The organism is Mesorhizobium sp. M0998, from assembly GCF_040318885.1.
Lineage (GTDB): Bacteria > Pseudomonadota > Alphaproteobacteria > Rhizobiales > Rhizobiaceae > Mesorhizobium.
Genome location: NZ_JAMYND010000031.1, coordinates 19,334 through 32,056, shown reverse-complemented (window position 1 = coordinate 32,056; position 12,723 = coordinate 19,334). Strand labels below are relative to the sequence as shown.

Here is a 12,723-nt window from a genome sequence, read left to right as displayed (position 1 = left end):
GGCAGATGACGAAGATTGAGGCTGCCGGAAAGGGCCTTGATCTCGCGCCAGATGCCAAGGTCGGCATCATCGCCGGCGGCGGCAGTCTCCCGGTCGAAATTGCCCGAGCGCTCGCCCGGCAAGGCAAATTGCCCTTCGTCGTGATGGCGGCCGGCGAGGTCGATCGCATAGCCGATTTCGAGCCCTATGAGCAGGCAACCTTGAGGCTGGAAGACGTCGGCTCGCTGCTGCCGATCCTTAAGCGGCACCACGTCACGCATCTCGTAACCGCGGGTCATATCACGCGCCGCCCCAGGCTGAGCGCCATGCGCCTCAATTTGGGCCTGCTCGCGTGGCTACCCAGCCTCTTCGTCGGTGTAACCCGGGGGGACGATACGGTGCTGAAACTGTTCGTCCGCAGGATCGAGCGCAGCGGCATCAAGGTCATCGGCGCTCACGAGATCGTGCCGGAGCTGGTCGCCGCCGAAGGCCTGCTGACCAAGGCGGCGCCACGCAAATCCGACTGGCGCGACATCGAGGCGGCGCACGCGGCGGCAAAAGCCATCGGCGCGCTGGATATCGGCCAAGCGGCTGTTGCGGTCGGCGGCCGCGCCATTGCGTTGGAAGGCGTCGAAGGCACCGACGGGCTGCTCGAGCGGACAAGGGAGTTGCGCGGGCACGGCAGGCTGGCCGGCGGGAGCCGCGGTGTTCTGGTCAAATGCGCCAAGCCCGGTCAGGAACTGCGTGCCGATCTGCCCTCCATCGGCCCGCTGACCGTCGAGGCGGCGCATGCCGCCGGACTGGCCGGCATTGCCGTCGAAGCCGGTCGCTCGCTGGTGCTCGAAGGTCCCGCCACCATCGGACGTGCCAATGCGCTCGGCCTGTTCGTGATTGGCCTGCCTGCTACGGAGCCGGCGCATGGCGAATGAGCGGCCGTTGAAGATAGCCGTCGTCGCCGGCGAGGAGTCCGGCGACCTACTTGGCGCCGACCTTGTGCAGGCGCTCAAGCGCATGACCGGGCGCGAAGTTCGGCTTGTCGGCATCGGCGGCCGCCATTTGCAGGCGCTCGGCCTGGCGCCATTGTTCGACGGCAGCGAGATCGCACTGATGGGGCTTAGCGCCATCCTGCGCGACCTGCCGCGCCTGATGCGGCGGATCGGCCAGACGGCAAGCGCGATTGCCGGTGAAAAGCCCGATTGCCTTATCACCATCGACAGTCCGGATTTCTCGCTGCGCGTCGCCAAGAAGGTGCGTGCCGCCGATCCGACTATCCCGATCGTCCACTATGTCTGCCCGAGCGTGTGGGCGTGGCGGCCGGGCAGGGCGGCGGCGATGAAGCCATATGTCGATCACATTCTTTGCATCCTGCCGTTCGAGGTGAAGGAACTCGCTCGCCTGGGCGGGCCGCCCGGCACCTATGTCGGGCATCGCCTTGCACACGATCCGGGCATAATCAGTGCCGCCAGGGCGCAGGCGCAGCCGCGTGACCTGTCCGCAGATCACGTCAAAACGTTGCTTGTACTGCCAGGTTCGCGTCGTGGTGAGGTGCGACGCATGGTCGGGCCGTTCGGCGAGACGGTGTCGATCCTGCGGGCGCGCGGGCACCGCTTGCGCCTGCTGGTACCGACGGTGCCGCACGTCGCCGACCTGGTCAGGACCTCGGTCGCGAGCTGGGACGAGAAGCCGGAGGTCATCCTTGATGCCGAACGCAAATGGCAGGCCTTCGGCAAGGCCGATGCGGCGCTGATCGCGTCGGGGACGGTATCGCTGGAACTGGCACTGGCGAGTGTGCCGATGATCTCCTGCTACCGGCTCGATCCGGTCATGCGCATGGCGCAGCCGCTGATCAAAGTATGGAGCGCAGCCTTGCCCAATCTCATTGCCGACCGGCCGGTTGTGCCGGAACACTACAATCAATATGTGCGGCCGCATTATCTGGCGCGGCAGTTGGAAGCGCTGTTCTCCGATACCGCCTACCGCACCTGGCAGAAGCACGGTTTTGCCGACATTGCCGGGCGTATGGCAACCGCCAAACCGTCAGGCGAGATTGCCGCGGGTGTGGTGATGGGGATGGTGAGGAAGTGAGTGAATTGTGAATAGTGAATTGTGAATAGTGGTTTCTATGGACAGGGAGCGACGCTTCGCTACTCCCATTCACCATTCACCATTCACCATTCACCATTCACCGCTTCGCGATTGGTACGTAGTCTCGTTCCGGCGCGCCGGTATAGAGCTGGCGCGGGCGACCGATCTTCTGGTGCGGGTCCTCGATCATCTCCTTCCACTGCGCGATCCAGCCGACGGTGCGGGCGACCGCGAACAGCACGGTGAACATGGTGGTGGGAAAGCCCAGCGCCTTCAGCGTGATGCCGGAATAGAAATCGACGTTCGGATAGAGCTTCTTCTCGATGAAATAGGAATCGGTCAGTGCGATCCTTTCCAGCTCCATGGCGATGTCGAGCAGTGGATCGTCCTTGATGCCGAGCTCGCCCAGGACCTCGTGCGCGGTCTTCTGCATGATCTTGGCGCGCGGATCGTAATTCTTGTAAACGCGGTGGCCAAATCCCATCAATCGGAACGGATCGTTCTTATCCTTGGCGCGCGCAATGAATTCCGGGATGTGATCGACATGACCGATCTCGCCCAGCATGTTCAGGGCTGCCTCGTTGGCGCCGCCATGTGCGGGACCCCACAGGCAGGCGATGCCGGCAGCGATACAGGCAAAAGGATTGGCGCCCGACGAGCCGGCCAGGCGGACGGTCGAAGTCGAGGCGTTCTGTTCGTGATCGGCGTGCAGGATGAAGATGCGCTCCATCGCGCGGGCCAGCACCGGATTGATCTTGTATTCCTCGCAAGGCACGGCGAAGCACATATGCAGGAAATTGGCTGCGAAATTCAGCTCGTTCTTCGGGTAAATGAATGGCTGGCCGATGTGGTATTTATAGGCCATCGCCGCGATCGTCGGCATCTTGGCGATCAGCCGCATTGACGCGACCATGCGTTGATAGGGGTCCGAGATATCGGTGGAATCGTGATAGAAGGCCGACAGCGCGCCGACCACGCCGCACATCACCGCCATCGGATGCGCATCACGGCGGAAGCCGGTGAAAAAGCGCGACATCTGCTCATGCACCATAGTGTGGCGCGTCACCCGGTAGTCGAAATCGTCCTTCTGCGCCTTGGTCGGGAGTTCACCATAGAGCAAGAGATAGCAGACTTCGAGGAAGTCGCCGTGCTCGGCCAATTGGTCGATCGGGTAGCCGCGGTGCAAAAGAATGCCGGCATCGCCATCGATGAAGGTGATTTCCGATTCGCAGCTCGCCGTCGACGTAAAACCGGGATCGTAGGTAAAGACGCCGGCGGTGTTGTAGAGCGAACCGATATCGATGACGTCAGGTCCTACCGAACCACTTCGTATCTTGAATTCATGGGTTTTGCCGCCGAGTTCCAGCTTGGCCGTCGATGCCTGGGTTTTGCCGCCAAATTCCATTTTTGTCGCAGGTTCGGTCATAGCAAACTCCTTTTTGTTTCCTCAGGCCGGCAAAGGCAAAATATCTGAACCCAACACGTCAAAAGCATCGGAATACGCACATTTGCGCCCGCAATTGAATCTGCGCGGCAGATTAGGCCAAGACCCAATGTTGCACTGCGAAACACACCTTTCAATGCCAATCTTCTTGGGCCAGTTTGCTAATCGATTTGATCAGCGATCCGCGCCAGGCTTTCCTCGCGGCCAAGCACGGCAAGCACATCAAAGACACCTGGCGAGGTACTTTTGCCGGTGAGCGCGGCGCGCAAAGGTTGGGCCACGGCGCCGAGTTTATGGCCGGCGGCCTGCGCATAGTCGCGGATCGCGGCTTCGGCTGAGGCGGCAGACCACTCCGAAACCGTGGCTAGTGCCGCATGAGCGCCCCGCAGGATCGCGCGCGCCTCACCGCTGAGCAGCGCCGCCGCCTTCTCGTCGACCGGCAGCGGCCGTTCGACGAAAAGGAATGCAGCCCCTTCAACAAGTTCGACCAGCGTTTTGGCGCGCTCCTTCAGGCCCGGCAACGCGGCAAGCAGTTGCGCCCTGCGTCTGTCGTCGAGGCGAGCGGCGATTGCCGGGCCGCCTTCTAGATAGGGCAGAGTGGCGATGAAGATGTCGAGCAGCGCCGCGTCGTTCATCCGGCGCATATGCACGCCGTTAAGCGCCTCGAGCTTGGCGAAGTCGAAACGGGCGGCGCCCTTGTTGACGTCGCCAATGTCGAACCATGTAATCATGTCGGCGATCGACATGATCTCATCGTCGCCGTGGCTCCAGCCAAGCCTCGCCAGATAGTTGAGCAGCGCCTCCGGCAGGTAGCCCATGGCGCGATAGGCTTCGACGCCAAGCGCACCGTGCCGCTTCGACAGCTTGGCGCCGTCGGCACCGTGGATCAACGGGATATGCGACATCGACGGCACCTCCCAGCCCATGGCGTGATAGATTACGGTCTGGCGTGCGGCGTTGGTCAAATGATCGTCGCCGCGGATGATGTGGGTGATGCCCATGTCGTGATCGTCGACGACGACGGCATGCATGTAGGTGGGATTGCCGTCCGAGCGCAGAATAATGAAATCGTCGAGATCCTTGTTGGGAAAGCGCACGTCGCCCTGGACGCGGTCATGCACCACCGTCTCGCCGTCTGTCGGCGCCTTGATGCGGATCGCCCCCTTGGCGCCGGGCGGCGCCTCCGACGGGTCGCGGTCGCGCCAGCGCCCATCATAGCGGGGCGGAAGCCCCTTGGCTCGCGCTGCCTCGCGCATCGCCTCCAGCTCCGCCGGCGTCGCGTAGCAGTAATAGGCCTTGCCCACGCGCACCAGCTCCTCGGCCACCTCGCGATGGCGCGGCGCGCGCTCGAACTGCGAGACAGGCGCGCCGTCCCAGGTGAGTCCGAGCCAGGAAAGCCCGTCGAGAATGGCTGCCGTCGCCGCATCCGTCGACCGCTCACGGTCGGTATCCTCTATACGCAGCAGCATCGTGCCGCCCGTGTGCTTGGCGTACAGCCAGTTGAACAGCGCCGTGCGCGCGCCGCCAATGTGCAGATAGCCGGTGGGCGAGGGGGCAAAACGGGTGACGACCTTATCGGGCATGGAACTCTCAGGCGGGCGAAGGAAGTGGGTTTGCGGACTTTCGCGCGTTGCGCGTTCATGTAGCATAGGAGGTCGAGGGCGCAAGGGGCAGACCCGATGGCTGTGCGAGGCCGTGGTGCGGGCGAGGGCGAGGACGTTGGCAGCGACGTCAGCGAACGCTTGCTGTTTGCCGCTCCCCCGCCTGTCCTGCCGGCACCGGCATTGCTACCTGCTCCGCGCTTCGATGCTCCGTCGCTGCCGGCCAGCGACCCAGCAACGGTTCTCGTGCCCGCGGGCGAGCCTATCGTACGCCTGCGCAGGCGTTTCCGCCTCCCGTCACCGTCCCGTATCCGCAACAGCGTAACCACAGCGGCCGGTCTGGAACTCGACCGCGGCATCGCCTTCCTGCTGGTGCCGGTGTTCCTCGCATGCGGGGTGGTCGTTTATTTCGGGCTGTCGGTGGAGCCGGCCTTTCCACAGCCGATCGCAATCGCGCTCCTCGCGACCCTTTGTGCCGTCGTCTCGCGGTCATGGCCCAGGACGCGCCTGTGCTTCATGGTGGCGCTGCTCTGCGCGCTTGGCGTACTTGCCGCCAAGTTCGAAACATGGCGTGTCGGAACGCATATGCTCGGCTCCGAAATCTCGACGCGGCTGACGGGTCGCGTCGTATCGTACGAGCCCATGGCGAGCGGCCGCATCAGGCTGACAATCGATGTGATCTCAACCGCCAGGCCGACACTGCGCTACATGCCGGAACGGGTCCGCGTTTCGGCGATGAAGATACCGGCTGAGCTGACCGCCGGTTCCGAGATCACCGGCTATGTGCGGCTGCTGCCGCCGACCGGCCCGGTGCGGCCCGACAGCTATGATTTCTCCTTCGACAGCTATTTCGCCGGTATCGGCGGCAGCGGCTTTTTTCTCGGCAATCCGAAAATCGTGTCGTCGGACAGCATGCCGCTTGCCGCGCAGCTTTCTTCCGCGATCGAAGACGCGCGTGAATCCATCGCCGACCATATCCGCAGCCGCATCGGCGGTGCCGAGGGCGAGATTGCTGCTGCTCTGATCGTCGGCGTGCGCGCCGGCATTCCCGAGGAGATCAACGAAGCGATGCGGCGCACCGGCATCTACCACATCATCTCCATCTCGGGGCTGCATATGGCGTTGGTCGCCGGCACCATCATGGCGCTGCTGCGGGGTGCCTTCGCGCTGTTTCCCGATTTCTCATCGCGACGGCCGGTCAAGAAATATGCCGCGGCCGCCGCGCTTTTTTCGATTGCGGCCTACCTCGTCTTTTCCGGCATTGTCGTGGCGGCCGAACGCAGCTTCATCATGCTGGCGGTGATGCTTATCGCCGTGCTGTTCGACCGGGCCGCGCTCACCATGCGCAACCTGGCGATCTCGGCCATCGCGGTCATCCTGGTGTCGCCGCACGAGGTGGTCGGTCCGAGTTTCCAGATGTCCTTCGCCGCGACGGCGGCCCTTGTCGGCGCCTATGCAGGCTGGTCCGATTACCGCGCCGGGAGGGCCACCACGCCGCCGCCGCGGAAGTCGCCGCTACGCCTTGCCACGCGAAAGGTCCTGCTGGGCATGTGCGGTCTGGCGATGACCTCGACCATTGCAGGGAGCGCCACGGCGCTTTTCGCCATATGGCATTTCCAGCGCGTGGCGCCGCTCAGCCTGTTCGCCAATCTGGCCATCATGCCCATCGTCTCACTGGTCGTCATGCCCTTCGCCGTTCTCAGCGCGCTGGCGATGCCGTTCGGTGCGGATGGCCCTTTCCTCTATGTCATGGGCAAGGGGCTGACGGCGATGATCGCCCTGTCCGGGTGGATCTCGGAGCGCTCGCCGATCGATGCGGTCGGGCTGATTTCGCTGAGATCCGTCCTTCTGGTGACGATCGCCCTCGTCATTGCCAGCATGGCGACGACGTGGTTGCGGCTGGCGGCACTTCCTTTTGCGCTCGCCGGCTTGCTGACGACAACGCAGACACGCATACCCGACGTATTGGTCTCGGAGGACGCACGGCTGGTCGTGCTGTCGATCGGCAGCGGTGAACTCGCGGTCAACCGGGCACGCCCGAATGAGTTCACCATCGACAACTGGAAACGCGCGCTCACATCAGAGGCTATCGTCGCGCCGGAAACACCTGGAAAGAACGACCCGCAATTCGACATTGCCGATCCGGCCGACCTACCGCCGGGCATGCCGTTCATTTGCACGGACGGCCTCTGCCTTGCCAGGCATCCATCCGGCGCGATCATCGCGCAAGCCAAGGACCGCGATACTGCGCGGCCAGCCTGCGCCTTTGCCAGCTTGATCGTCATCGACGACGCCACCGCCCATAACCCCTGCTACTACGACCGGCTGGTCCTCGTCGTCACCAAACGGCAACTGGCGCGCGCGGGAAGTGCCGCCGTCTATTTCGATCCACAAGCGGCAACACGCGCCGAGATCCGCTTCGCCGTCGAAAAATCATACCGGCCCTGGCACGTGCAGCGGAAATTTTCACGCGCGGCACGGGGCCTGCCGCCATACCGCCGGGCCGACAACCCCAAAGCCGGCGCCAAGGGCGGAGCTCAGTAGCGGCGGATCAGTCCGACGAGCTTGCCCTGCACCTTGACCCTGTCTGGTCCGAAGATGCGCGTCTCGTAGGCCGGATTGGCGGCTTCCAGGGCGATCGAGGCGCCCTTGCGGCGGAACCGCTTCAGCGTCGCTTCCTCCTCGTCGACCAGTGCCACCACGATCTCACCGGGGCTCGCCGTATCGGCATTGCGGATGATCACCGTGTCGCCGTCGAAAATGCCGGCCTCGATCATCGAATCGCCTTTGACCTCGAGCGCATAATGCTCGCCGCCCATGATCATATCCGGCGGCACCGAAATCGAATGCGTCTGGTGCTGGATGGCGTCGATCGGCACACCGGCAGCGATGCGGCCCATCACCGGGATCGAAACGGCGGCGACGACATCGTCGTCATTTCCGGCTGCGGGCACGCGCGACGATGTCGGCTTGCCTTGCCGAGGGGCGCCTTGCCCAAGACTGCCCTGGATGACACTCGGCGAGAACTTGCGTGCCGCATTGAGGCCGGGGGCGATCGAGTCAGGCAGGCGTAGCACTTCCAGCGCACGGGCCCGGTTGGGCAAACGGCGAATGAAGCCGCGCTCCTCCAGCGCCGTAATCAGCCGGTGGATTCCGGATTTGGAAGCCAGGTCGAGCGCTTCCTTCATCTCGTCGAATGAAGGCGGGATACCGCTTTCCTTCAACCTTTCGTGGATGAACATAAGCAGTTCGTGTTGTTTGCGTGTCAGCATAGCGACCCCCAACAGAATCAGAAAAACAAACCCAGAACAAACACTATCTGTTCCAGTTGTGTTCCGCAACTGTTTAAAGTTTAATGAATGCGTTAAGGCTCGGGAAACAAACGACGTCCCCTACCGGCGTACCGCATTTTCACCGCCGCAAGCCTCATCGCCTTGATTCTGCTTTCGTTTGCGCCCTTCTGGCCTCCTAGATGGCGGCACTGGCATCGGCCGTCGGTCGGCAAAAGGCACGGAATTGAACCCTTATCGACTGTGCGGTTTGGTCAATGCACCGTGAACGAAACGAACTCAAAACGCCAACCTCGGGTTAAGTCCCGGTTTCCACCGTCTGGTCAGGCTGCTTCTCGCCGGTGGAGCCTTGCTGCGCGCAACCAGGTAATGGAAGAACAGTCGATGCGTGTCCGGCGTTGCGTTGGATCTTGGGGGAGCAGACAAATCATGACAGGAATTCCCGATCTCGTGGCCATAAAGGCGATGGATGCCGCGGATCCGCTGCGCGCGATGCGCGACCGCTTTGTGTTGCCGCAAGGAGTGATCTATCTCGACGGCAATTCGCTAGGAGCTGCTTCACGTGCCGCTTTCGATGAACTGCACAAGGCCGCGACCGAAGAATGGTCGCATGATCTCATCCGCGCATGGAACACGGCCGGCTGGTTCAACATGCCGCTTGAACTTGGCGACCAGCTCGGGCGCCTGATCGGTGCCGCGGCCGGCCAGACGGTGGTCTGCGACACGACATCGGTCAACATCTACAAGCTGCTGCACGCCGCCATGGCCATGCGACCGGAGCGGCAGGTCATCGTCGCCGAGGGCGATAGTTTTCCGACGGACCTCTACATGGCCGAGGTGTGGTTTCGACGCGAAAAGATACGCTGCTGCGCCTCTCGGGAGTCGACGCGCCGACCATCGAAGAGCTGATCGACGAACGCACCGCCGTGGTGCTGGTCAACCACGTCAACTATAGGTCGGGCGAACTGCGCGACATGCCGGCGCTGACGCGCAGGGCTCAGGAAGCCGGGGCGATGATCGTCTGGGATCTCTGCCACACCGCCGGCGCGATGCCAGTCGAGCTCGACAAGGCAAACGCCGATTTTGCCGTTGGCTGCACCTACAAATATCTGAATGGCGGCCCCGGCGCGCCTGCCTTCATCTATGCGGCTGAGCGGCATCTTTCCGACATCCAGCAGCCGCTCACCGGCTGGTGGGGCCATGCACGGCCCTTCGCCTTCGAGCCAGGCTATGCGGCCGGCACCGGCATCCGCCGGTTTCTGTGCGGCACGCAGCCGGTCCTGTCGATGCGCACGCTGAAGGGCGCGCTCGACATCTGGAACGATGTCGATATGACGGCGGTGCGCAAGAAGAGCATCGCGCTGGCGGATCTGTTCATCGAGCTTGTCGAGGCAAAGTGCGGCACTTACGGGCTCACGCTCGAAAGCACGCGCGATGGGGAAAAACGCGGCAGCCAGATTTCATTCATGCATGAGCATGGCTACCAGGTCATGCGCGCGCTGATCGAACGTGGCGTGATCGGCGATTTTCGCGCGCCATCGACCATGCGCTTCGGCTTCACCCCGCTCTATGTCGGCTATGCCGATGTCTGGCAGGCCGTCAAAGTGCTTGAGGACATCCTGCACACCGGTGCGTGGAAGGATGCGCGCTTCGCCATCAAAGCAGCTGTCACGTGAGATTGATGCGAGAGCTGGAATCGTGAGGCTGGCGAGCGACGCGCCGCGCGATGCTCACGGCTACGTTGCAAGGCCATATGCCAGGGAGGGCGCAGGGTGTTCGAACGTCACATTGCAGATTGGGACAACGCCTATGCCAACGGCGCCAACATAGCCGGCAGCGATCGCTGGCCGGCGGCCTGGATCGAGCCCGCGCGGATTTTCCGCGACGTGCTTTCGACCGAGGGCAGGGCGCGGCTGGACATGGCCTATGGCGACAACCCACGCAACCGGCTCGATCTTTTCCTGCCTCCCATCAAGCCCAAGGGACTCGTGGTGTTCGTCCATGGCGGCTACTGGATGGAATTCGACAAGAATTTCTGGTCGCATCTTGCCGCTGGCCCTGTTGATCGCGGCTATGCGGTGGCGATGCCGTCCTACACGCTCTGTCCGCAGATACGCATTGGCGGCATCGTCAAGGAAGTCGGCGCGGCGATCGGCAAGGCGGCGGCGATCGTTGCAGGGCCGCTGATGCTGACCGGGCACTCGGCCGGCGGCCATCTTGTTAGCCGGATGGTTACGGCGACGACGCCGCTGGCGCCCGAAGTCGTCCGGCGCGTTCGTCATGTAGTGTCGATCTCGGGGGTGCACGATTTGCGCCCGATCATGCGCACCGGCATGAACGAGACGCTGGCGATCGATGAGGCCGAGGCGCAGGCCGAAAGCCCGGTGCTGCTACGCCCGATGGACAAGGCCCGCCTGACCTGCTGGGCCGGCGGCGGCGAGCGCGCTGAATTCCTGCGTCAGAGCGCGTTGCTGGCCAACATCTGGATCGGCCTGGGTACCGCGACCAGCTCGGTGGTCGAGCCTGACCGGCATCATTTCAACATCATCGACGGTTTGGCCGATCCAGACCATCCGCTGACCCGGACCTTGATTTCGGAGTGAGGCAGGTTCAGCGTAGCATCAGCACGTCGCAGGGGGAGCCCGTCGCCGCGGCAGGCGCGAACGGCGCGCGAACGATCAGCCCGTTGGCATCGGCCAGCATTTTCAGCATCGAGGAGTCCTGGATGCCGAACGGCGTCGCCACGAGCGTACCGGCGTCATCTATGACAACAGCCCGCACATAATCTTGCCTGAGATCGTTGGCCGGCATGGCGGCACCGAGCCGTGCCCGACGTATATCCTGCTGAAAGGCGCGGCCGCCGAGCCGCGCCAGCAGCGGCTTCAGGAAGAGCTGAGTGCAGACCAGGCTTGCCACCGGATTGCCGGGCAGGCCGATGCAGCGAATGTCTCCCAGCCGCCCGAACATCAGTGGCTTGCCCGGCCGCATGGCGATCTTCCAGAAATCGAGCGTCATGCCTTGCCCGGTCAGCACGTCATGGACGAAGTCGTGGTCACCGACCGAGGCACCGCCCAGCGTGACGATGACGTTCGCGCCAGCCTTCACGGCCTTTTCAACCAGCGCAGCGATCGCCTCCCTGCGGTCCGGCGCGATGCCAAGGTCGAGCGCGCGCGCACCGACCGACTGTGCGGCAGCGGCGACACCATAGGCATTGGAGGAGATGATCTGGTCGGGGCCAAGATCGCTGCCCGGCGGCAGCAATTCGTCGCCGGTGGCGATGATGGCGACCAGCGGCCGTTTGACCACGCGCACCTCGGGGTGATTGGCCGATGCCGCCAGCGACAAGGCCGCCGGGTCGAGCAGGCGGCCTTTGGGCAGCAGGACATCGCCCTTGGCGAAATCGAGCCCGAGGCGGCGGATGTTGCGCCCCTGCACCGTCCGTTCCGTCACTTCGACGCTGCCGCCACCGAGATCGCGGACGTTCTCCTGGATGACGATAGTGTCGGCGCCTTCGGGAAGCGGCGCGCCGGTAAAGATGCGCACGGCCTGCCGCTGCTGCACCGTTCCGGCAAAGCCGCGTCCGGCCGGCGCCATGCCGACCACCGAAAGCCTTGCCGGTACGGACGCGATATCGGCCGCCCGCACGGCATAGCCGTCCATGGCGGAGGCGTTGAACGGCGGCTGGGTGCGGAGCGCCACAACCGGCTCCGTCAGCACGCGGTCGGCGGCATCCAGCAGTGCGACGCGTTCGCCCGGCAGCGCTGCTGCGCCGTCCAGCAGGCGCTCGAGCGCCTCGGCAACTGGGACCAGCACCATTATCGGCCTGCCTCGGTGGCCCCGTCTCCGGTGATCTTGTAGTCGCCGGATTTGCCGCCGGTCTTTTCAACCAGCCTTATGCCGGAGATGACCATGGCGCGGTCGACCGCCTTGGCCATGTCGTAGATGGTCAGGCAAGCGACCGAGACGGCACTCAGAGCCTCCATCTCAACGCCGGTCTTGCCGGTGACGCGGGTCAATGCTGTCACCTTCAGGCCGGGCAGCGCGGCGTCCGCCTCGATATCGACAGATATCCTGGTCAGCAGCAGCGGATGGCAAAGCGGGATCAGTTCATGCGTCTTCTTGGCCGCCATGATGCCGGCAATGCGCGCGGTGCCCAGCACGTCGCCCTTCTTGGCGTCGCCGGCGAGGATCATATCCAGCGTCTCGGGCCGCATCGCGACAAAGCCTTCTGCGACTGCCGTGCGCACCGTCACAGCCTTGTCTCCGACATCGACCATGTTGGCTTCGCCCTGCGCGCCAAGATGGGTGAGGGTGGCCGCCATCC

General features: G+C 63.7%; 9 protein-coding genes and 1 pseudogene. 5 read left to right on the top strand and 5 right to left on the bottom strand.

Annotation, left to right across the window (positions count from 1 at the left end):
• Positions 1-5 precede the first annotated feature (5 nt).
• Both NKH59_RS24835 and lpxB read left to right on the top strand, forming a co-directional pair.
• Positions 6-908 (top strand): LpxI family protein, encoded by a 903-nt coding sequence (locus tag NKH59_RS24835; protein ID WP_352685773.1) that lies wholly within the window; start codon positions 6-8, stop codon positions 906-908.
• Positions 898-2,064 carry a lipid-A-disaccharide synthase gene (gene lpxB, locus NKH59_RS24830; protein WP_353023391.1) on the top strand — a complete coding sequence of 389 codons (1,167 nt, stop codon included), beginning with the start codon at positions 898-900 and terminating at the stop codon, positions 2,062-2,064. Before NKH59_RS24835 ends, lpxB begins: the two co-directional genes overlap by 11 nt.
• Positions 2,065-2,161: 97 nt before the next feature.
• On the opposite strand, the gene gltA is transcribed toward lpxB, so the two are convergent.
• Together gltA and gltX are read right to left on the bottom strand one after the other, a co-directional pair.
• Complete coding sequence (gene gltA, locus NKH59_RS24825) at positions 2,162-3,490, bottom strand: citrate synthase (RefSeq protein WP_023674946.1); 1,329 nt, start codon at positions 3,488-3,490, stop codon at positions 2,162-2,164.
• Positions 3,491-3,669: 179 nt separating this feature from the next.
• Positions 3,670-5,091 (bottom strand): glutamate--tRNA ligase, encoded by a 1,422-nt coding sequence (gene gltX / locus NKH59_RS24820; protein ID WP_352474272.1) that lies wholly within the window; start codon positions 5,089-5,091, stop codon positions 3,670-3,672.
• A 96-nt stretch (positions 5,092-5,187) separates the two neighbouring features.
• On the opposite strand from gltX, the gene NKH59_RS24815 reads away from it, so the two are divergent.
• Positions 5,188-7,653, top strand: coding sequence for a ComEC/Rec2 family competence protein (locus NKH59_RS24815; protein ID WP_353023390.1), 2,466 nt, complete (start codon positions 5,188-5,190; stop codon positions 7,651-7,653).
• Here the strand turns inward: NKH59_RS24815 and lexA are convergent.
• Positions 7,647-8,381 carry a transcriptional repressor LexA gene (lexA, locus tag NKH59_RS24810; protein ID WP_023674949.1) on the bottom strand — a complete coding sequence of 245 codons (735 nt, stop codon included), beginning with the start codon at positions 8,379-8,381 and terminating at the stop codon, positions 7,647-7,649. The genes NKH59_RS24815 and lexA overlap by 7 nt on opposite strands.
• A gap of 447 nt (positions 8,382-8,828) precedes the next feature.
• On the opposite strand from lexA, the pseudogene kynU reads away from it, so the two are divergent.
• Together kynU and NKH59_RS24800 are read left to right on the top strand one after the other, a co-directional pair.
• Positions 8,829-10,075: pseudogene (gene kynU / locus NKH59_RS24805) on the top strand (kynureninase).
• A gap of 96 nt (positions 10,076-10,171) precedes the next feature.
• Positions 10,172-11,002: a hormone-sensitive lipase gene (locus NKH59_RS24800; protein ID WP_353023388.1), complete on the top strand. Its 831-nt coding sequence runs from the start codon at positions 10,172-10,174 to the stop codon at positions 11,000-11,002.
• A gap of 7 nt (positions 11,003-11,009) precedes the next feature.
• Here the strand turns inward: NKH59_RS24800 and NKH59_RS24795 are convergent, their stop codons facing one another.
• Both NKH59_RS24795 and moaC read right to left on the bottom strand, forming a co-directional pair.
• A complete protein-coding gene (locus NKH59_RS24795) occupies positions 11,010-12,215 on the bottom strand; it encodes a molybdopterin molybdotransferase MoeA (RefSeq protein ID WP_353023386.1) in 1,206 nt (401 codons plus the stop codon).
• Entirely contained in the window at positions 12,215-12,721 is a 507-nt protein-coding gene (moaC, locus tag NKH59_RS24790) for a cyclic pyranopterin monophosphate synthase MoaC (protein WP_352474267.1), read from the bottom strand. The genes NKH59_RS24795 and moaC overlap by 1 nt, the downstream gene beginning before the upstream one ends.
• Positions 12,722-12,723 lie beyond the last annotated feature (2 nt).

Excerpts from the sequence above, each read along its gene's own strand:
- NKH59_RS24835 (WP_352685773.1), top strand. The coding sequence starts at position 6 with ATGACGAAGATTGAGGCTGCCGGAAAGGGCCTTGATCTCGCGCCAGAT.
- lpxB (WP_353023391.1), top strand. The coding sequence starts at position 898 with ATGGCGAATGAGCGGCCGTTGAAGATAGCCGTCGTCGCCGGCGAGGAG.
- gltA (WP_023674946.1), bottom strand. The coding sequence starts at position 3,490 with ATGACCGAACCTGCGACAAAAATGGAATTTGGCGGCAAAACCCAGGCA.
- gltX (WP_352474272.1), bottom strand. The coding sequence starts at position 5,091 with ATGCCCGATAAGGTCGTCACCCGTTTTGCCCCCTCGCCCACCGGCTAT.
- NKH59_RS24815 (WP_353023390.1), top strand. The coding sequence starts at position 5,188 with ATGGCTGTGCGAGGCCGTGGTGCGGGCGAGGGCGAGGACGTTGGCAGC.
- lexA (WP_023674949.1), bottom strand. The coding sequence starts at position 8,381 with ATGCTGACACGCAAACAACACGAACTGCTTATGTTCATCCACGAAAGG.
- NKH59_RS24795 (WP_353023386.1), bottom strand. The coding sequence starts at position 12,215 with ATGGTGCTGGTCCCAGTTGCCGAGGCGCTCGAGCGCCTGCTGGACGGC.
- moaC (WP_352474267.1), bottom strand. The coding sequence starts at position 12,721 with ATGGCGGCCACCCTCACCCATCTTGGCGCGCAGGGCGAAGCCAACATG.